The following is a 20,950-nucleotide window of genomic DNA, read 5'->3' as shown; positions in this document are numbered from 1 at the left end:
AGGCGTATTTGATAATTCATAAATGAGCACTGCTGATCGCTAAAATGGTTCCAGACACGGCGCGAGTCGAAGATAATGTCCAGACCTTAGCTAGACTTGCAACACAGTATGGAGCAATTTTAGCATCAGCCTGGAAGGACAGGACTCTTTTTTGCCGCTCCTTTGATAAAAATAGACGCTTAGAATGACTAAACTTACTTTTTTTATCTTGCTTCTAATTTAAGAGCAGCGACTAAAAAATAGTCTCTGTCAGTGCCATGATCGAATATCAAACACGCCTTAAGTCATACTCGTTTAAGCGCTCACTTAGTTTGAGCTTGGCAGCCTAGATCATGATGCTGTTTGTATCGTATCGATTCTAGCATATATTAAACAAAAGCCTAACGGCGACGGTAGGATTCATTTAATCCTGAAACCACAAAATTTAGCAATTCACTATCACCTTCTCGCGCCGCTTTACGCATCAATTTCGATGGCGCGTGAGTGAGTGTCTGCGTTAAACGGCGCGTCAGCTCGATGACGATATCCTCAGCATTAGCTTCACCATCTGTAAGCTTTGCGATGGATTCACTTAGCAATTTGTCGACTTGATCGTGAGTGCGCAAGCGATACTCTTGAATATCACGGCCCACTTGACGCACAGCGAAACTTCGCTCCATCTCAACGACGAGCTGACTGACTAATAGCTCAGCGTCAACAGCGGCTTGGCGACGCTGTTCGATGTTGCCAGCGATAACGTGTTGCAAGTCATCAACTGAGTACAAGTAAATGTCATCTATCTGACTAATACTAGCATCGATATCGCGTGGTACTGCCAGATCCACCATCAGCATCGGCTGATAACGGCGACGTTTGAGCGCTTGCATCGCCATACTTTTATCAATCAATAGATCCATGCTACCGCTACAACTGCTGACAATGTCCGCCTCAGATAACACTTGCGGCAAATCTTGGAGCGTACGCACCTCAACTTGACAGTTTGCGTGTCGTAGCTCATCGGCCAAAATTTGAGCGCGCTCAGGACTGCGATTACAGATGATAACGCGCCCGATACCTAAACCTGCGATATGGGTCGCTACCAAGCGATTCATCTCGCCTGCGGCAACAACCAATAGCGTGCGACTGGGCAGGTTATCAAATATCTGGGTGGCAAGCTTAGCCGCTGCAAAGCCGAGTGATACTGCTTGGGCGCCCACTTGCGTCTCATTGCGGACGCGCTTAGCGGAGGCGAAGACCTGATCGACAATCCAGCCTAGCTGATTGGTCAGAGCTTTCTCATTTTGCGCTAAATGCACTGCTTGCTTGATTTGGCCAAGTATCTGCGGCTCACCGAGTATCATAGAATCCAGACCTGCGGCCACTCGTAGCCAGTGCGTTAAAGCATGAGTATCACGGTGCACATATAGATAGTCATCAATCTCAGTAAGCGCGATCTGCTTAAAAGTAGCAAGCCAAGTTTTTATACGTAAAATGTGCGCACTCACTAAAGCTGAGGATACAGAAGTTACAGAACCTGCATCAGCCTCTTGCGGCACGAGCGCATAGATCTCAGTACGGTTGCATGTAGAGACAATTACGCTACCATCGGTAAAGCGTTCCAACTGCTCAAGCGCAGTATTGACATCCTCACCAACAAGCGCCAAGCGCTCACGTAGAGCGACTGGTGCGGTTTTGTGATTGACCCCAATGACCACTAATCTCATTATCGATAGACCGTCTATATAACTCGCCCGTCAAGACTCACTTGACTTATAAAGGCGTTATTAAAGGCAACTGCTACACCTATGCACGAAAAGACAGATGCAATAAAAGTCGCCTATTGTATCACTCTTACAAGGTTTATTTAATACTTGCCCAGTAACCCTAGTGCTGTTTATCTGTATCTGGGCGCTGACAGCACAAATCAACTACTCCAAGGCGTCTTAGCAGTCATTTATTGAGCGCATTTATTGCCCTTGTTAGGGCAAATTTTAGCCCTACTTTTTGAGTAACAAGGACGCTATTGTTTATCACAAACGTCTCCTCTTATAATGAGCTGAGCTACTAACTCTAGTAAGAACAGTAAGAACAGTTACGTTAAACTAAATCGGCTTGGCTATAATAAGTCTAATCGCTATCCATAATATGATAAGACTACTTCCTCGTTTAGCCGCTTTTGATGCGATCACAGGCAAGCACTGCTATATATGAAACTTTTTGGTACTTCGTTGCAACTACAGCGCGCGTATGATGATATAAACCTTCGAGCGCTATGGCGCAAGATTGTCGATCGTCTGTGTCATCAGCACAAGCTAACTTTGGTGTTGGCCGCTTGTCTGTGCTTAGGAGCACCTGCTTATGCCAGTGCCAGTGCCAGTGCCAGCCTTAATGATACCTTATCAATTACCCAAGATATCAATATACAACGCGCTGATACTTTTGAGGATGAAGACGAGTTTAGTGATGATTTGATAAATAAATCTGCAACGATTAATGAGCCAAGCTTATATGCACTGCTCGACGCTGAGTTTGCAGCAGATCGCAGTAATATGCCGCGCGCGCTGGCTATTTATAAGCAGCAAGCCTTTAAAGAAGAGGCAACGGCGGTCTTTGAGCGCGCGCTGAGCTTATCGCTGCGCAGTGAAGGGTTTGAGTCATCCTTAGCCTTTGCCAAAGCATGGCAAGAGCGCAATCCTGAGCACGCGCCCGCTTGGTTTTATGTCGCCCATTTAGCGCTCAAAGCGCATGATTATCCTTTAGCCGCCGAGACGCTCACGCTGATATTGCAAGATGATCCAAGAGCGGATTTGAGCGAAGTTTTGGTCGGTATTTATCCTGAAACTGATGAGGACAGACGCGAGCTACTAGCGGCTTTGCAGCTTATTGATAGCGCGCAAAACGCCTCGCTATCAGTACTCAAAGCAGGCTTATCATTGCAGTTCGACGAGCCAGAAGTCGCCCTTGTACATATCGACCGTGCCCTACTGCGTCAACCAGACTACGTGCCTTTTATTACCCTCAAAGCCGATATCTTACGTAAGCTTGAGTCCTCAAGCACTGTTACCAACTACCTTACTCAATCGCGCCTGCGCAATCCCTCTAACAAGAGCTTGTACCTATATGAGATTCGCTACTTACTCGATTTAAATCAAAGCCGTGAAGCGTGGGAGTTGCTGCTTGTTGCCAATAAGCGCTTTGAGGATGATGCGGAGATTACTTTGCTTGCTGCCCTTGTGAGCTTAGATATCGAAGAATACCCTAGCGCAGATAGGCTGCTTAACCAACTGGCAAAGAGCACCAGTTATCTCGATCAAGCGTATTATTACCTAGGTATTAGTGCCGAGCGCCAGCAGCGCTTTGATCAGGCCAAATATTATCTAAGCGGCGTTATGCAAGAGGATTTAGTGCTTGCTGCCCGCAAAAAAGTAGTGGCCTTTGAGCTCAATGATAATAATATCGAGGCGGCTATTGCCACTTTAGAAAAGCTACGCCAGCAGTTTGAGATATTTGCACCTGAGGCTTATATTATGCAGGCAGATATCTTGTGGCAGCAAGAGCAAAAGGACAAAGCACAAATGCTCTTGGCACGTGCTAGCCGCGAGTATCCTGATAACGAAGACCTGTTATTTGCGCGCGTACAATTACTTGATGATCGCAGTGATTATGTCATCAAGCGCACTTTACTCAATCATTTGCAGACGCTTAAGCCCAATAACTTATCTTATAAACTAAGCTACGCACGACTGTTACTTGCCAATGATAGAAATTCTGAGCAAGGCTTAGCTCTAGCAAAAGCTATCGTTCAGATTCGCTATGATGACCTGCGTTACGATAACGGTTTGCACTTGCAAGCGCTCAATGTGCTGGCAGATAATGCGCTTGCAAACGATAATTACGCACAAGTGATCAGCTATCTGCAAACGCCTTATGATGTGCTACCAACCTTAGAGTCTGGGGTGCTGCTATTGCGAGCTTATCAGGGCTTAGGCGATGATGACAGAGTTAGAATGCTACTCATAGACCTGCAAAAACGCTTCTCTTTTGGACAACAAAACGTCAATGACCGTATTCAGCTTTACTGATTGTCAGAAGTTATCAGCAGCAAAACGTTCAAAAACAATGTCGCTTATAAAAGGCATAACCGAGTAACAAATGGCGCGTAAGCTGTACTGCTAAGCACATCACTGCTAAACACACAAAAATTTGCATCCCTTTTGAGGAATAATCATGTCATCTTTATTATCAAAAACGCCATTGAACACCCGTCTATCTACATTGGCTGCCATAACTTCTGCTATATTGATTACCTCTGGCTGCCAATCGTTACAAAGCGCTAAAACGCCTATTACCAGCAGCCCTACCGTACAAGCGCAAAAACTCGATGACTTTACTATTAATGGCAAGATTGGCGTCACTATGCCTACCCCTAGTGATAGCGCACAAAACCCTGGCACGCAAGGCGGTAGTGCATTCTACGCTTGGGGTCAACAAGACGATCGCTTCGCTATTGAACTCATTGGCGCGTTAGGCATTGGCAAAACCAATATTGAATACAATGGTCAAACGGCGACACTGGTCAGCGAAAAGACAGGTACGCTCACCGCTGATGATCCAGAGACATTATTGCTAAAGGCCACAGGCTGGCAAGCGCCTATCTCACAAATGCCCTACTGGATATCGGGTCGCCCTGCGCCCTCAGATAGCGATGCACAAGTGGACGCGCAAAACCGCCTGATCAGCTCAGTCAATGGGCCTTGGACTGCAAACTTTACATATAAAGGCGCTGATACGTTGCCTAACAAAATTAGCGCCACGCAGCCGCAAGGTCAAAAGGTCATTATGACCATTAATCATCAAGATCGTTAAATTGCACTGCTGATATATTGACCCTACTTTATCTACGACGCAAAACTATATGACGACTCACACTATCACGCGCTTGTCCCCTGCCAAGATTAATCTGTTTTTGCATATCACAGGCAAACGCGGCGATGGTTATCATAATCTGCAAACCGTCTTTCGTCTGCTTGATTGGGGCGATTATTTGCATTTTTTGCTCAGTGCGCAGGTCGATATCAGCGCGGTAACTACAGATAGCGCGGATGCGAATCAGCAAGCGACTCGCCTTTGTCATCAGCTCATCATCCTTGCTGGCGCGGATAGCATTACTGACAATGTAGAACAAAACCTCATCTTTAAAGGGGCAAAAGCGCTGCTATCTTCTATTATTACAATAGGAGAGATGCCAAAATCCCTGCAAGCGGTTCGCATTACTTTAGATAAGCATCTGCCTATGGGCGCAGGCTTGGGCGGTGGCTCCTCTAATGCGGCGACCACTTTGCTAGCGCTCAACGAGCTGTGGCAATTTAAACTCAATCAAAACGAGCTAATCAAAATCGCTACCACTATTGGTGCGGATGTGCCTATATTTATTTATGGGCAGGATGCTATCGCTATGGGAATCGGTGAGGAGCTAACGGCAATTGATTTGCCTGCTCATCACTATCTGATTCTTACGCCCGATGCGCATGTGAATACTGCTAAACTATTTGCCCATCCTAAATTAAGTCGTAATATTACGCCTTTATCTATCGACGCTATAAAAAATCAAACCCATGATTATGTGCAACATTTAAATGCACCTTTTAAGAATGTCTTTACGCCTGTGGTCACAAGCTTAGCTCCTGCGGTTGAAAAAGCACTAAATTACTTGCAAGGTTTAGAGTCGCAAGCTCTAGGCACAGCGAGAATGACGGGGTCTGGTAGCGCCGTTTTTTTGCCGTTAGAGGCGAGTGTGGCTGCTGATAAAAGCATACTGACGAAGTGGACTCACGGCGCGCCTTGTCCAGCTTATGTCGTAAATAGTCTGCCACCCTACAATCAAATCTAACTTATTCAAATATCTCATCGTTAATCTGTTAATAATAAACCCTGTAAAAAGGCCGAAAAGCCTTGCAAAATCTGCAAATTTGATTATAATAGGTCGCCTTAAAGGGGTATAGCCAAGTTGGTAAGGCATCAGGTTTTGATCCTGACATCCGTTGGTTCGAGTCCAGCTACCCCTGCCATTTTTAGTTTGTATTGCTGCATTTTATGATAGCAATTGACAACACCCTCCTACTTTCGGTATAGTTCGCAACGAACACCGTTAGGATAAGTCAGCGATAAATAACTTTATTTTACTGCTGACATGATCGACTATCATGCCATTTTGATACTTTTCAAATAGTACTGGTAGAGCAAGACCTTACAGGGGTATAGCCAAGTTGGTAAGGCATCAGGTTTTGATCCTGACATCCGTTGGTTCGAGTCCAGCTACCCCTGCCATTTTCTACTGTAATGATATACCCCTCTTTTTTCTACATTTGAGCAGTTAGATACTGCTTTGCGGTCGCTGCTTGAGTCAATCAATAGGACTTCAGTCATGCCTTATTTGGCAATTTTTACGGGTAGTGCCCATCCAGAACTTGCGAAAACCGTAGCAGACCACCTACATATTCCTCTTGGTAAAGCTGATATTACCCGTTTTTCTGATGGCGAAATTGCTGTGGAAATCAAAGAACACGTGCGCGGTAAAGACGTGTTTATCATGCAGCCCACCTGTGCACCTACCAACGATAACTTAATGGAAATCATGATGATGGCCGACGCTTTGCGCCGCTCTAGCGCCGGTCGTATTACCGCTGTCATGCCCTACTTCGGTTATGCACGCCAAGATCGCCGTCCGCGTTCTGCTCGCGTACCCATCTCAGCCAAAGTCGTCGCTGATATGCTCAACATCGTTAGTATCGATCGCGTGATGACTGTTGATTTGCACTCAGATCAGATTCAGGGTTTCTTTGATATTCCAGTCGATAACATTTATGGTACGCCGGTACTGTTAAACGATCTCAAAAAACAAGATTACGACAATATCATGGTCGTCTCACCTGACGTTGGCGGCGTAGTTCGTGCTCGCGCTATGGCCAAGCAATTGGGCGATGCTGACCTCGCTATCATCGACAAGCGCCGCGCGCGCGCTAATGAGTCACAAGTGATGCACATTATCGGTGATGTCCGTGACCGTGATTGCGTTATCGTCGATGACATGGTCGATACAGCAGGAACATTGTGCAAGGCTGCTGAAGCGCTCAAAGAAAATGGCGCGCGCCGCGTACTCGCTTATATCACTCACCCTGTATTATCGGGTAAAGCGCTCAAAAACATCAGTGAATCAGAGCTTGATGAGATCGTCGTCACCGATACGATTCCGTTATCTGACGCCGCCAAAGCTTGTACCAAGATTCGTCAAGTGTCTATCGCTCCGATGCTCGCTGAGAGCTTGCGCCGTATCAATAACGAAGAGTCTATTAGTGCGATGTTTGATGCCTAATTGTTTTGATTCATAATTCTCAATCCGTAACTTTCATCAATTGAGATATGATTGAATAAAAATAGCGTTAAGACCCTATGAGTCTTAGCGCTATTTTTATTTAAAAGTGGTAAAAGGCATAAGCCTTTATTATTGCTACAAAACCACGTATAATGCGCGCCTGTATTCATCTTTAGCTGACGTCTGTTTTTTGGCGCTAGTAGCATGATTTATACTCTTTAAGCTTTACTTTATAAGTATCAATTATCTGGTGATAGACTGGTCGCAAGTCTTAGATCACTAGTAGATACTTCACATACACTCTATAGGATTAATTCCATGGCTATTGATCATTTTGCAATTAACGCAGTTGACCGCTCTGCTGAGCAACAAGGTAAAGGTGCGAGCCGCCGCCTACGTAAGCAGAACCTAGTCCCTGCTATCATTTATGGCGGTGGTGCAGAACCAACCGCTATTTCAATCAAACTAAACGAGATGGTAAAGTCACTTGAATACGAAGCGTTCTTTTCACAAATCTTGACCATCACTACAGACAAAGGCGATGAGCACCAAGTCGTTATTAAAGACTTGCAGCGCCATCCTGCCAAAGGCTTCCCAATGCATGCTGACTTTCAGCGCATTGTTAAGGGCCAGAAAATCAACATGAACATCCCAGTTCATTTCAGTGGTCGTGAAGACGCGCCAGGTACTGCTAATGGAGGTATCTTGTCTACGCTAGTGTCTGATGTCGAAATCATCGCACTACCATCACAGCTTCCTGAATATCTAGACGTTGATGTGTCAAGTATGGAGATTGGTGATCTATTCCGTCTATCAGATATCAACTTGCCAGAAGGCGTGGTTATCGCTGAGCTTGAATTAGAAGACGGTCACGACCGTACTATCGTCAACATGCAGCCACCAACAGTCGAAGAAGTTGACGAAGATGCTGACGAAGTTGATGCTGACGAAGTTCCTGCTACTGAGCAAGGCGGCGAAGGCGAAGAAGCGACTGACGACGATTCAGAGTCAGATAGCGAGTAATAAGTTATGGGTTGCTACGGCGTTTTAGTCGCTTTGTAGCATTCAGACTTACGCCGTATACGCAGCAGGGGATAATCGTCTCCTGCTGTTTTTGTCAGTACATTTTGAAAAGCTAACAGCTATCTTTTCAAAATATATTTATAGCAAATATGAGTATTTTATGGCCATTAAACTTATTGTGGGTTTGGGTAATCCTGGTGAGCAGTATATGTTCACCCGTCACAATGCTGGATTTTGGTTCGTGCATCATTTAGCGCAGCAATTTAATATCAGCTTGAGCCATGACAAAAAATTCCACGGTATCACTGGACGCGGACAGATTCATGGACATGATGTGCGCCTGCTACTACCGCTGACTTTTATGAATAAATCGGGGCAGTCAGTAGTGCCTATGGTCAACTTTTATAATATCGATAATCATGAGCTGCTGATCGCTCATGACGAATTGGACATCCCAGCAGGCAGTATCAAGCTCAAAACGGATGGCGGGCATGGCGGACACAATGGTTTGCGCGATATTACTCCGCATATCGGTAACGACTTTCATCGTCTGCGTATCGGTATCGGTCACCCAGGTCATAAGTCAAAGGTCAGCGGTCATGTACTCTCAAAAGCGGCGCCTGATGAGCAGATTGCTATTGATAGCGCGTTGTCTGCCAGTTTTGAGGCATTGCCGTTGCTGTTAGCTGGCGATATCGAAAAGGCACGCTCCCAGATTAATAGCTTTAAATTACCTGAATAAAAGAGAGGTAATAACGCGCCCTTTTAATTTAGTGATCATACCCCCATTAACCTCTTGAATTGATTCATTTAGCACCCGTCACACTTTTAATACTCGTTACACTAAGGAAGCAACCTATGCTACTTAATATGCTCAAATGCAAACTACACCGTGCCCGCGTCACTCATGCAGAGCTTCATTACGAAGGTTCATGCGGTATTGATGGCGACTTGTTGGACCTCGCCGGTCTTCGCGAGAACGAGTCGATCGACATCTATAACGTTACCAACGGCAAGCGCTTTCGCACTTATGCTATTCGCGCAGAAGCGGGCTCTGGTATCATCTCGCTAAACGGCGCCGCAGCACATATGGCAGATTTGGGCGATATCGTTATCATCTGTGCTTATGCGCATTTTGATGAAGTTGAAGCGTCAACCTATCAGCCAAAGCTGGTCTATTGCAATGAAGACAATACGGTCAAAGACACGGCGAACATAATTCCTGTACAAGTGGCTTAGTTACAAGTGGCTTAGTCTGATTCGTTGCTAGTCTGCTACTTGCAAAACTAGTGAGTCAGACACTTATTCTTATTGTATTCGTAGTACGCATGCTAGTATTCGGGCTGAATCCAAATGGGTTCAGCTTTTTTTATGTCTGTAGAGGTATGATTTATGTGGCTAGCGATAACAGCGGTGATTATTGGACTGGCGATCTTGGTCTGGAGTGCTGACGTTTTTATTGATGGCGCTGTGGTCTTAGCTAATAAATTAAACGTACCCAGTTTTTTGATTGGTGTGGTCATCTTAGGACTTGGCACCTCAGCACCTGAAATGGTCGTCTCAGTGCTCGCTGCTTTAGAAGGCAGCCCTGAGCTGGCACTGGGTAACGCTTATGGCTCCAATATCATTAATATCGCTTTGGTACTTGGCGCAACGGTACTTATCAGCCCTATTATCATACGCAAGAGCATTATCAATCGTGATATGCCGCTACTGCTACTCGTCACTGGCGTTGCGGCATGGCAGCTTAACGATGGCGTCTTAAGTAATACTGACGGCATTGTGCTCATTGCTTTGTTGATAGCGGTATTAGGTATCCAGATTGTACTGAGTTTGAAAGAGGGTAATCACGAACATGAAGACGACCCTGTATTAGATAGTGCTCAGGAAACCAGCGCTATTCGTGGTCTTGGCGCGCTGCTATTGGGCCTCTCGGTATTGATTTTAAGCTCCCGTGCGATCGTTTGGGGTGCAGTCGAGCTTGCTACGCTTTGGGGACTTAGTGAACTGATTATTGGCTTAACCATCGTTGCTGTGGGTACATCCTTGCCTGAGCTGGTTGCAAGCTTGTCTGCCGCGCGCAAAGGCGAGCATGATATGGCGCTTGGAAATATCATCGGCTCCAATATCTTTAACACTTTAGCTGTTGTGGGACTTGCCGCGCTCATCGCACCGATTAATATTAGCCCCGTTATCTTATCGCGTGATGTGTTAGTAATGGGTGGTATCACGGTGCTACTTTTTGTGATGTGCTTATTTGCTTTTATATCCAAACGTCAATTTGGCCGCGTCTCTGGTATGACTTTGATATTGGCATTTGTAGGTTATACGTTATGGCTATCGCAAAGTGTCGCTATATAAATAAGCAAAAACAAGCCTGTGTTTATTCACTGTCTTTACGGTTGCGTAGCACGCGCCATAAGCCTTCATTCTCTGTTCTTGGCATTTTAAGGGTAATGGTGTTTGAGATCATGTCTTGTACCGCAAGGCCACGACGATTGAACAGACAAAAGGCGTAATTAAACATCAAACCCAAAAACGCACTGGTCAGCATAACAGCGCGCGAGCCGCCGATTAGGCTACCGATAAGACCAAAGATAAGCGGCATGATACTTGCCGCTAAGATACGCTTAAATGCCTGTCCCCAGCTAAGCAAATGACCGGTGTCGTTAACGGTCTTTAACCGCCACGTCTGCATACCCAGCGTCTGACCACCGCGCCGCCAAAACAGTCCATAAAAACCCACTAAGGTTAAGATAAAAGACGGCGTCATTACCGCATTTTGGTACCAAACGGGTAAGGTCTGCGCTTGATTGGACTCCGTCCCTGTCTGCATAGTCGCAAGCGTTCCTATGACTGTCAGCGCCGTCCCTACCAAGAACAGTAATGCCAGTATCAACATACCGTCATAGACGATAGCGGCGATTCTAGTCGTTGGTTTAGCAATCGTCGGCTCATCGCTCTTATGCGCCAGCTTTGCAGCTACTTTTGGCTTTGCTTGCGTAGGTGATGATATTTTGCTTCTTGATTTGGTCTTGGCAGAGGGCTTTTTGGAGGTTTTTGGCATGGCAGGCGCTCACAACAGGTAGGCAATAGGTCTATTGTACCGCAATTGCGCCTGTTATCATAAACGGATGACAAAACGAGCAGACATAAAAAAACCGCCAAATATCTAAAGATAGGCGATTGATTTAGAGTTCTCTATAATGCTTTTAGACATTAATAATGCAAATGGTGCGCCCGGAGAGATTCGAACTCCCGACCCCTTAGTTCGTAGCCAAGTGCTCTATCCAACTGAGCTACGGGCGCGTTTTGCACATCATTTACTGAGCAGTGACATAGCACTTTTCTAGCAAATTAGGTTGGCTATTATATAGAGTACAAACTTAATGTCAATGCTTTTATCAGTTAAAATAAAAATTACTGTCAAAACACATCAAACTCTATATATCGCCGAATAAGATGGCGGTGAAGGAGGGATTCGAACCCTCGATACGCGTTAACGTATGGTTCCTTAGCAGGGAACTGGTTTCAGCCACTCACCCACTTCACCGAAACGAGATAAGACATTTGTAAAAACAAACTTTGTAGTAACAAATACAGTATCGTTGCTATCGATACGTCCTAGTCGTGGGCGAGTATTATAACAAAGACATCGCCAATTGCAAGCCTTGTCATGCGTTTAATCCTGCTTTGATAGTTATTTAATAAAATGATGTCTGATCAGTTTCAGTTGTGGATTATTGATAAAGCCACTATTGATACTAGTCATTTATATTTTAGCCATAAAAAACGCCCTACCTTAGCAGAGCGTTTGATTATGACGTATAAATTATCTTAAAGGATAGCTTAGCCTAACATAGGCATAAAGCTGGCGGCAAAACCACCGATAAAGATCTCAAGCAGATAAAAGGCAAGAAAGGCGACAATCGGTGAGAGATCTAGCATGCCTAGATTTGGGGTAATACGGCGAAACGGCGCAAGGATAGGTTCTGCTAAGCGCATAATGATATTAACAATAGGATGCACGGAACCTGTAAATACGACAATCCAGCTGACGATAATAGAGCCTATCACCAAATAGCGACACATACGCAAAAAGTCTAATACCAAACTGATGGTACCCGTAAAAAATAGCGGTACAGGGGCGATGCCTTGCTGAGTCAAAGCCGCCTTGCCTGATATATCAATCAGGCGAATAAGCAGCATCAAAACAATAGCTGCAATGCTAATGCGACCTTGCGCTACGGTAGGAAAAATACGACCAAACACATCGACGATATGGGTGGCTCGATAAGCGGGCGCGATCATAGGGTCGCTGGCGTCCATATCCGCAAACTGCAGCATAAAGCGTATAAACACCAGCAGCATGGCAAAGGTGGTGACCAGATCAAAAACTTGTAATAAGGCGTTATTCATGGAGCATTACTCAGTATCGATAGTTTTGCGTTAGCAAGTGCTAAGTTTAATTCAAAAAGCATCTATTGACTCATCTCATCGCTTAGCGCTTCACTGCGCTGATAGCACGCTTGCATAGCTTCAGCGATTTGACGTCCAATCTCATTGGCTTGCATCGATTCGATCGCCGCCTGCGTCGTACCATTTGGCGAGGTGACCTTGCGGCGTAGCTCACTCGGTGCGTCATCGCTATCCATGGCCATTTTAGACGCGCCTAGCATTGTTTGCATAGCGAGTGCGGAGGCTTGCTTGCGACTTAGCCCTAAATCGACTGCGCCGTCAATCATCGACTCAATAAAATAAAAGACATAGGCAGGCGCTGATCCTGATACAGCGGTCACTGCATGCATATGCGCCTCATCATTGACCCACATGACCAGCCCTGACGCCGCCATTACTGCCTCTGCCAGTTGCTTGTCATCATCATTTGTCGCAGCACTGGCATATAGACCAGTTGCGCCCATTTGAATCATAGCAGGAGTGTTCGGCATAGCGCGGACGATGTTGCTATAGCCGCCGAGCATCGCGGATAAAATATCCGTCGATAGACCCGCTGCCACTGAAATGATGAGCTGCTTGTCGAGCACCTCTGTAAAAGCGCTGACCACCATTTTCATCACTTGCGGCTTGACCGCGAGTACGATGACATCTGCACTAATCACAGCGGATGTGGCATCCTCAGTGGGATCTACCGTATTGATTCCTTTAGCCGTGAGCGTTTGACGTATCTCGCTACTAGGATCTGCAACTGTAACCAGCTTAGGATTAACGCCGCAGCCGATCAGACCACTGATCAAAGCCTGCGCCATATTACCACCACCGATAAAGCTTATCTTTTTATCATTTAATACTGACATAATTTATCCTTTATAACGTCGCTAACGGCTGCGCTTATGATCTTATTATAATTTTCATCAAACGCGCAGCAGTAGGGCATGCAAAATGACACTCAGTTTATCATACTGCCATTCTTGGCGTTTGATAAATTAAAAACCCCTAGTCAACATGCAAACTACTTTTTAACCCTTGCGCTATGGCATTGAATGCTGGGTTGTCGTTGTCCAATATCCAAGTCTCAAACGGTGATATCAATGCCAGATGAATGATATGAGATTTGTTCTCGCTGTCAGGCAATATTAGGCTCACTACTACCAAACTATCGCGTAGCCATACAGGTATACCTAAGCTCTGATACAGCTTTTTGCCTGACTGCGCTCGACTGTTTAGCGCAGTTTTTACCTTTTGCTGACGACCAAGCGGCGCAATGCTTAAAGCAATAGTATCACTCATATTTATAGGCGACTTATCAAGCACCACCTTTAATTGCCAATGGCACCTTTGATCTTGGCGTACCGTAATGAGTGTTGCTCTATGAGCAGTATGCAGCGGACAGGTTTGCGCAGGTATATCATTGTTGAGCCATGCAAGCCACTGATTGCTTAATCGATATAGCTTTTGACGATAACGACGAATCGTATAAGCTCGCTGGCGTCCTTGCCAAAATAGCTGGGTCTGATGATCAAAATCGGTGCGCTTGGTTAAGTGAATAACGTCATCTATAAGCTGCTTTGACGGCGGTAGCGGCTCATCTAGTGCCAGCCAGTAGTGCATTAATTGACTCAGGCGAGCGCTTGGCAAGGCATTCAATGAGTCGATATCGATAACGCGCTGCACAGGCGGCATTTGTAGTGGTGCAAAAGATGAGGCGGATACTTGTATAAGATCTTGCTTCGCTTGCGCATGAATAATGTCTTTGGCATCCGCTAATAGCTGCGCGCTACGAGCAATATTCTGGGTTGCGTTAGCATTATAGTGTGTGAGCATAGGCAAGACATCACGGCGCAGACCACTACGTACATTATCTCCGCTATCATTCGTAGGATCATCGATATAGGGCAACTCCATCCGCTTAGCATAGGCAGTGATATCACTGCGGCGCACGTTGAGCCAAGGTCGCCATAACACATGTTGCCGCGCGCCTGTCTGTTGCAGGCGAAGGGGCATCATGCCTGCCAGTCCATTGACGCCCGCGCCTTGAATGAGGCGCATCAGTACCGTCTCAGCTTGATCATCGCTATGATGACCGAGGATCAGTACATCACCTTGATTGATATGCGCTAGCATGGCGGTATAACGGGCTTGGCGCGCAGCTTGCTCATCAGCACCGTCCACCTGAGCTTGCAAGATATAACACCGCATTTGCTGCGCGCGCGCCCAATTGGCTACGTGTATCGCCCACTGCGCGCTACCTGCTTGCAAGTTATGATCGACATGCAGTAGCTGCGGCAAAAATGGCACCTTGCCTTGTCTATAAAGCTGCACGCATGCAGCAGCTAACGCTAACGAATCACGGCCACCACTACAGGCCAGCCAAATACGGCGACCGTGCAGGTGCTCATAGTGCTCAGCGGTACTGGCTAGTAGCGCCTGACTGAGCTTTTTATCTACTGGCAGAGTCGATGACAGCGTTCTGATGGGATGATGACGGATAGCAGAGCTATTCATAAAATAATCTTATTAAAATATGGTTTATTGATCTGCTTAACAATAATAAACCTTTAGATATAAAAAAACGTGCCTTTATAGGGACACGTTTATTTTAACAAAATACTAAAGAGTTAAATCGACCTTTTAGGCAGGCAGCATCACCTCAGAATTAAAGGTTTTAAGCTTTTCATAACGTTGCTCACAGCGCACGTCTGCATCCATATCAACAAGCTCATTCAACTGCTCAGTAATCAGCTCCTTTAGCGCGTTCATAACTGGCTGCGGATGGATATGCGCGCCCTCGCCTTCTTCAATAACCGCGTCAATAAGTCCTAGCTGATACAAGTTAATGGCATTAAGCTTTAGCGCTTCGCTAGCGTCTTTGGCTTTTTCAGCGGTTTTCCATAGGATAGAGGCGCAGCCCTCAGGAGAGATAACTGAGTAGATACTGTTCTGGAGCATATTGACTTTGTCACCAACGCCAATAGCTAGTGCACCACCTGAGCCGCCTTCACCGATAATCGTCACGATAATTGGTACTCTAAGGCTTGAGAATACCGCAATACTCTCAGCGATCGCTTGCGCTTGTCCGCGCTCTTCTGCGCCAATACCAGGATAGGCGCCTTGGGTGTCGACAAAGGTCATCACAGGAATATTAAAGCGCTCAGCCATTTTGACCAGACGGATCACTTTGCGATAGCCTTCAGGATTTGCCATGCCAAAATTATGAGCGATGCGCTCGCGCGTACTACGCCCGCGGTGTTGACCAACTACCATAACCGGCTCGCCATTGAAGCGCGCAAGGCCTCCGACAATCGCCTTGTCATCAGCGAAAGCTCGATCGCCATGAAGTGCGTCAAACTCTGTGAATAATTGATTGACGTAGTCCATAAACAATGGACGTTTGGCATGACGTGCCAGTTGTACGCTATCCCAGACGGTACTCATAGACTTATCCTTTTTGTCATTTTTTCTGTGATGACTGATATGATCTAGGCGCTATTGCAATACAAAGCGCTATTGTTAATTAGGGCATTCAACCACTATCAGCATCATGGCAGTACAGTTGTAAACTCAATAAAAACTATAGTAGCACATCTTATAAGCTATGGCATTAGCACAACTTTACGTTATTGACATTTATAACGTCGTGCTTATCTATCGTTCAAAAGAATAATGACGTTTACAGGTAACGGATTTCTAGCAATTTTATAATGTATAACTTTTCAATGTATAAAAGCGATAAGTCATATTATTTATCCGCTTTAACAATTATCTACTTCAGTGATTATCCACTTCAATAATTATCCGCTTCAACAATGTCAAGCTTGACGCCCCACTTAGCGAATTGATCAGTCTCCGCATAAAGATCGGTAAGCAAAGACGTATAGTGCTCGTTACCATTGGTCACCGTAATTTGCCAGTGATTGCTCTTAATCACCTTGATACTCATTGTCGGCGGAATATATTCGCTGCGACCATGATGGGCTAATACGGCTAACCGAAGCAGCAGGCACAGATACACTAAGGAATCACCGCCAATGCTGCAAGCCTGCTCAAGCGCATCGGATTTAAGCCGCCGCCTGTGGCTAAGTGCCAGCTGCGCCATACGCTTTTGGTCCACTTGTGAGAACCCTGGAATATCTGAATGCTCTAACAAATAGGCACTATGTTTGTGATAACCGCTATGACTAATCGCTAGACCCACCTCATGCAAATAAGCGGCGCGGCGCAATAGGTCAGCGTCATCGGTATTTAATTTTAAATCTTTTGCCACTTGTTCAAAGAGTAGATGGCTGCTCTTGACCACTTGCTTGGCTTGTTTTTTATCGACCGAATAACGCTTGATGAGTGCCAGCACGCTACGATCGCGCACATCTTCACTGCTAAAGCGCCCAAGCATGTCATACATCACCCCTTCTCGCAGCGCGCCATCTGAATAGGTCAACGTCTCAATCCCAAGTACTTTCATAACCGCGCGCAGTACCGCCACCCCTGCTGGGAACACCGCTTTTCGGTGCTCTTTGACGCCTTCTAAGTCAATATCGTCAACGTTACCTATTTTAGTTAACAGCTTTTCAAGCTTTTTGAGACCCTGATACGTCACGCGCTCTTGATCATCAGACCAACCTTTTGATACCAGCACATTACGCACCGCCTTAATCGTGCCGCTTGAGCCGATTACACTGCTCCAGCCCGCTTTTTGGTAGCGACCATTAATCGCCAGCACCTCTTTGCGCGCCGCGCCAATAGCTTTGGTAAAGGCGTCTTTGGTGATTTGGCCATCAGCAAAGAACTTTTGAGTGAAGGCGACGCAGCCCATTTGCAAGCTCTCAGTGAGTATCGGCTCAAAACCTTGACCAATGATGAACTCAGTCGAGCCGCCGCCAATATCTATAACCAGACGCTTATCGCTACTGGCATTGGTGTGCGAGACGCCCAAATAGATCAGACGTGCCTCTTCGCGACCAGCGATAATCTCAATAGGTTTGGGCAATATCTCATTAGCACGAGCGATAAAGTCGTTGGCGTTTTTGGCTTGGCGCAGGGCATTGGTCGCAACGATACGCACGCGCGCAGGTGGTACCGCATCAAGACGCGCCACGAACCGACTCAAACAATCCAAACCTCGGCGAGCGGCTGCCGCACTCAATATATTGTGCTCATCTAACCCTGCTGCTAATTGTACCTTTTCAGACATGGAGACTACTTTTCGTACCTCACCATGATCAAGACGAGCAATCGCTAAATGAAAACTGTTGGAGCCGATATCGATAGCAGCCATCAATTCATCTTCGGCAAGCGGCGGATTGGTAAGGTAGTTGTTGGGCATAAAAAGCGGTTACCGTAGGTTGCAGGTTGAATGCCTCAAACAATCAACGAAAAGAGATACAAATAACCTCAAACCCTGATTGTAAGGTATCAAGCGTTATCAATGAGTGCTGTCATTAAAGCATTTATGCCCAATAGGGGCAAGCGCTCGACTGTCCTATATATTCAAGAGCGGATATGAGATTTAGCTATTGCGATGTGCTAGGTTATATCGCAATAACAACGGCTATGTCATAATTAACAATTACTTAGCCTTAATTTTGTTATATGATAATGATCTATCTACACCCTTTATAACGCATAAAAAGACGAGCAAGGACGCTACTATGAACACTCAAACCAAACACACCGTTTTTAGCCGTACAGACCTAGAGACCAACAACAAAATCAGAAACGTCAAACCAACTGAGCAAAGGTTTTATGACTTCTATTTAGAAGAGCATCAAAATATGGCTTGTCGGCGTTTGCATTTTGCGGGCAGTAGTTTTGGTTTATTAGGCTTGGCAAAATCTATCAAAACCCGTTCGCCAAAACCTCTACTCAAAGGGATTGCCGCAGGCTATGGCTGCGCTTGGGTCGGACATTTTTTCTTTGAAAAAAACAAACCTGCCTCGTTTAAATTTCCGCTCAAAAGCTTCGCTAGTGACTTTCGCATGTATGGCGATGTACTACGCGGCAGATTAAGTCTAAAAGATACTAAGTTTGATAAGATCAAACAGCGATAACTCTTTATCCGTCAGCAACTCTTTATTCGTCGGCCCTATTATCCGTCAGCTTTTACCTGACACAAAAAAGCCAGTACGTTTTATCGTACTGGCTTTCTTCTTATGACATTTTAGATCAAAAACTAACCTTTTGCCATCTGAGCAAAGATCTCATCAGCCGCTTTGACCGAAGCATCCAGATCTTCATCACTGTGCTTGATAGACATAAAGCCTGCTTCATAAGCAGAAGGCGCAAGATAAATACCACGATCTAGCATACCGTGAAAGAAAGTATTGAACACGTCCATATCGCACGCAGTCACATCATCAAAATCAAGCGGTGTTGGCGTGTCGGCGTCTTTTACAAAGAACATGCCGAACATGCCGCCAAGCTTATTGGTACGCAGATTGATACCGTGCTTGTCGGCAGAGGCTTGAATACCATCGACTAAATGGTCGACTTTGGCAGAGAGCTCCTCATAGAAGCCATCAACAGTTAAGTCCTCAAACATCGCGATACCTGCCCGCATGGCAAGCGGGTTGCCTGACAATGTACCCGCTTGATAGACGCCGCCCATCGGTGCGATACATTCCATAATCTCTTGCTTACCGCCAAAAGCGCCAACCGGCAGGCCTGCCCCAATGATTTTACCAAAGCAAGTCAAATCAGGCTGAATGCCAAAATGCGCTTGCGCGCCGCCAAGTCCAACGCGAAAGCCCGTCATCACTTCATCAAAGATCAGAACCGCACCATGCGCTGTGCACTGCTCGCGCAGGGTATCGTGAAAACTCTGCTCTGGGATGACCATGTTCATGTTACCGGCGATGGGTTCCACGATAACGCAAGCAATCTCGTCGCCCCATTTCTCAAAGCACTCTTTGATCGCATCTGGGTTATTAAAGGGAATGGTAATGGTATGCTTAGCAAAATCAGCGGGCACGCCTTTGGAGGTGGGCTCACCGATATCGAGCATGCCAGAGCCTGCCTTGACTAGCAGACTATCTGAGTGCCCATGATAGCAGCCTTCGAACTTGACGATTTTGTCGCGTCCTGTATAGCCGCGCGCTAGGCGAATAGCACTCATCGTCGCCTCAGTACCTGAGCTGGTCATGCGTATCATCTCAACGCTTGGTACGATCTCGCATATTTTGTCGGCGACAGTCGTTTCAAACGGCGTTGGTGTACCAAAGCTGAGACCATCGTCGGCAGCTTTTTTGACGGCATCGATTACTTTTGGGTGGGCATGCCCCAAAATCATTGGCCCCCAAGAGCCGATGTAATCAATATAGGCGTTGTCTTCGGTATCATAGATTTTGCTGCCCTTGGCACGGTGCATAAATACAGGCGTACCACCGACCCCAGCAAAGGCGCGAACGGGTGAATTGACCCCACCTGGAATGTGCTTGCGGGCTTGGGCAAAGAGTTGTTCGTTTTTAGTGCTCATAATGTACCTTTATTTTGTTTTACTTTTAAATTCAAAGTGAGTTCTACACTCATGATTTGAGTATTTGCTTATAAAATTACGTTGTAAAAAAGACTCTTATTAATTTTGTAACAACATAAGTTTGATAGCGCTAGCCGTTTACGCTTTTTTGACCACTGATGATTTAAGCTTCATCTGTCCAAAGCCGTCTAATTTGCAGTCGATATCATGACCATCTACAGGATCATCAAGCAGGCGAATGCTCTTGGCTTTGGTGCCGACTTTGATAACTATCGACGAGCCTTTTACCTTTAGATCTTTGATGACGGTGACCGCATCCCCATCTTGCAACGCATTACCTACCGCATCACGTACGATGCCATCCTCTTGCGTTTTTGTGTCAGCCGCATCACTCTCAGCTGCCGTCCATTCATGAGCGCACATCGGGCATACAAGCAGCGCGCCATCTTCATAAGTGTAATCAGCCGCGCATTTGGGACAATTAGGTAAGCTCATAGCAGTCTCGCAGCTCGTTATTAATAGAGTATTTTATGGCCCTCATTGTAGCGCAAATCCACTATTTTAACCAATGAGTCAGGTTACGATAAGATGTATTACTAAATCGTTACGATAAGTGAGACATCTCTTTTGTGCTCACTTTTTGTGCTACT

Annotated in this window: 18 protein-coding genes and 4 tRNA genes; 11 read left to right on the top strand and 11 right to left on the bottom strand. The window is 45.9% G+C overall.

The window, feature by feature from the left end:
- Positions 1-380 precede the first annotated feature (380 nt).
- Entirely contained in the window at positions 381-1,703 is a 1,323-nt protein-coding gene (hemA, locus tag ACR64J_RS01065) for a glutamyl-tRNA reductase (protein WP_435950094.1), read from the bottom strand.
- Positions 1,704-2,186: 483 nt separating this feature from the next.
- Between hemA and ACR64J_RS01060 the strand changes: the two genes are divergently transcribed.
- From ACR64J_RS01060 to ACR64J_RS01015, 10 genes are all read left to right on the top strand, one after another.
- Entirely contained in the window at positions 2,187-4,061 is a 1,875-nt protein-coding gene (locus ACR64J_RS01060) for a tetratricopeptide repeat protein (RefSeq protein ID WP_435950093.1), read from the top strand.
- Between the two features lie 145 nt (positions 4,062-4,206).
- A complete protein-coding gene (lolB, locus tag ACR64J_RS01055; protein ID WP_435950092.1) occupies positions 4,207-4,845 on the top strand; it encodes a lipoprotein insertase outer membrane protein LolB in 639 nt (212 codons plus the stop codon).
- A 49-nt stretch (positions 4,846-4,894) separates the two neighbouring features.
- Positions 4,895-5,869 (top strand): 4-(cytidine 5'-diphospho)-2-C-methyl-D-erythritol kinase, encoded by a 975-nt coding sequence (gene ispE / locus ACR64J_RS01050; protein WP_435950091.1) that lies wholly within the window; start codon positions 4,895-4,897, stop codon positions 5,867-5,869.
- Positions 5,870-5,971: 102 nt separating this feature from the next.
- Positions 5,972-6,047 (top strand) — tRNA-Gln (locus ACR64J_RS01045).
- Between the two features lie 183 nt (positions 6,048-6,230).
- Positions 6,231-6,306 (top strand) — tRNA-Gln (locus ACR64J_RS01040).
- A gap of 97 nt (positions 6,307-6,403) precedes the next feature.
- A complete protein-coding gene (locus ACR64J_RS01035) occupies positions 6,404-7,351 on the top strand; it encodes a ribose-phosphate pyrophosphokinase (RefSeq protein ID WP_317199585.1) in 948 nt (315 codons plus the stop codon).
- A gap of 318 nt (positions 7,352-7,669) precedes the next feature.
- Positions 7,670-8,374, top strand: a complete 705-nt coding sequence (locus ACR64J_RS01030) for a 50S ribosomal protein L25/general stress protein Ctc (protein WP_317199586.1) — start codon at positions 7,670-7,672, stop codon at positions 8,372-8,374.
- A 160-nt stretch (positions 8,375-8,534) separates the two neighbouring features.
- Positions 8,535-9,116, top strand: a complete 582-nt coding sequence (gene pth, locus ACR64J_RS01025; RefSeq protein WP_435950090.1) for an aminoacyl-tRNA hydrolase — start codon at positions 8,535-8,537, stop codon at positions 9,114-9,116.
- Between the two features lie 116 nt (positions 9,117-9,232).
- Entirely contained in the window at positions 9,233-9,613 is a 381-nt protein-coding gene (gene panD, locus ACR64J_RS01020; protein WP_010196068.1) for an aspartate 1-decarboxylase, read from the top strand.
- A 153-nt stretch (positions 9,614-9,766) separates the two neighbouring features.
- The gene (locus ACR64J_RS01015) at positions 9,767-10,735 is read left to right on the top strand and encodes a calcium/sodium antiporter (protein ID WP_435950089.1); all 969 of its coding nucleotides are present in this window, start codon (positions 9,767-9,769) and stop codon (positions 10,733-10,735) included.
- 22 nt (positions 10,736-10,757) lie between these two features.
- On the opposite strand, the gene ACR64J_RS01010 is transcribed toward ACR64J_RS01015, so the two are convergent.
- The 8 genes from ACR64J_RS01010 to ppx all read right to left on the bottom strand — a co-directional run bounded on the left by ACR64J_RS01010 (position 10,758) and on the right by ppx (position 18,152).
- On the bottom strand, positions 10,758-11,441 hold the full coding sequence (locus tag ACR64J_RS01010; RefSeq protein ID WP_435950088.1) for an RDD family protein: 684 nt from the start codon (positions 11,439-11,441) through the stop codon (positions 10,758-10,760).
- A 165-nt stretch (positions 11,442-11,606) separates the two neighbouring features.
- Positions 11,607-11,683 (bottom strand) — tRNA-Arg (locus tag ACR64J_RS01005).
- A gap of 154 nt (positions 11,684-11,837) precedes the next feature.
- Positions 11,838-11,927, bottom strand: a tRNA-Ser gene (locus tag ACR64J_RS01000).
- Between the two features lie 296 nt (positions 11,928-12,223).
- Positions 12,224-12,793: a YggT family protein gene (locus tag ACR64J_RS00995; protein ID WP_317199590.1), complete on the bottom strand. Its 570-nt coding sequence runs from the start codon at positions 12,791-12,793 to the stop codon at positions 12,224-12,226.
- 62 nt (positions 12,794-12,855) lie between these two features.
- Positions 12,856-13,689, bottom strand: a complete 834-nt coding sequence (gene proC / locus ACR64J_RS00990) for a pyrroline-5-carboxylate reductase (protein ID WP_435950087.1) — start codon at positions 13,687-13,689, stop codon at positions 12,856-12,858.
- A gap of 139 nt (positions 13,690-13,828) precedes the next feature.
- Positions 13,829-15,337, bottom strand: a complete 1,509-nt coding sequence (tilS, locus tag ACR64J_RS00985; protein WP_435950086.1) for a tRNA lysidine(34) synthetase TilS — start codon at positions 15,335-15,337, stop codon at positions 13,829-13,831.
- Positions 15,338-15,463: 126 nt separating this feature from the next.
- Entirely contained in the window at positions 15,464-16,267 is an 804-nt protein-coding gene (locus ACR64J_RS00980) for an acetyl-CoA carboxylase carboxyltransferase subunit alpha (protein ID WP_435950085.1), read from the bottom strand.
- Between the two features lie 349 nt (positions 16,268-16,616).
- Positions 16,617-18,152, bottom strand: coding sequence for an exopolyphosphatase (gene ppx, locus ACR64J_RS00975; protein ID WP_317199593.1), 1,536 nt, complete (start codon positions 18,150-18,152; stop codon positions 16,617-16,619).
- A 325-nt stretch (positions 18,153-18,477) separates the two neighbouring features.
- Here ppx and ACR64J_RS00970 point away from each other — a divergent pair, with 325 nt between their 5' ends.
- The gene (locus ACR64J_RS00970) at positions 18,478-18,876 is read left to right on the top strand and encodes an Mpo1-like protein (RefSeq protein WP_435950084.1); all 399 of its coding nucleotides are present in this window, start codon (positions 18,478-18,480) and stop codon (positions 18,874-18,876) included.
- A gap of 122 nt (positions 18,877-18,998) precedes the next feature.
- Here ACR64J_RS00970 and hemL read toward each other — a convergent pair whose 3' ends face one another.
- On the bottom strand, positions 18,999-20,300 hold the full coding sequence (hemL, locus tag ACR64J_RS00965; protein WP_435950083.1) for a glutamate-1-semialdehyde 2,1-aminomutase: 1,302 nt from the start codon (positions 20,298-20,300) through the stop codon (positions 18,999-19,001).
- 138 nt (positions 20,301-20,438) lie between these two features.
- On the bottom strand, positions 20,439-20,795 hold the full coding sequence (locus tag ACR64J_RS00960) for a zinc ribbon domain-containing protein YjdM (RefSeq protein ID WP_435950082.1): 357 nt from the start codon (positions 20,793-20,795) through the stop codon (positions 20,439-20,441).
- Positions 20,796-20,950: the final 155 nt, after the last annotated feature.

The sequence above is a fragment of the Psychrobacter sp. DM8 genome (genome assembly GCF_051307025.1).
Lineage (GTDB): Bacteria > Pseudomonadota > Gammaproteobacteria > Pseudomonadales > Moraxellaceae > Psychrobacter.
This window is presented reverse-complemented; position numbering and strand designations above follow the sequence as displayed.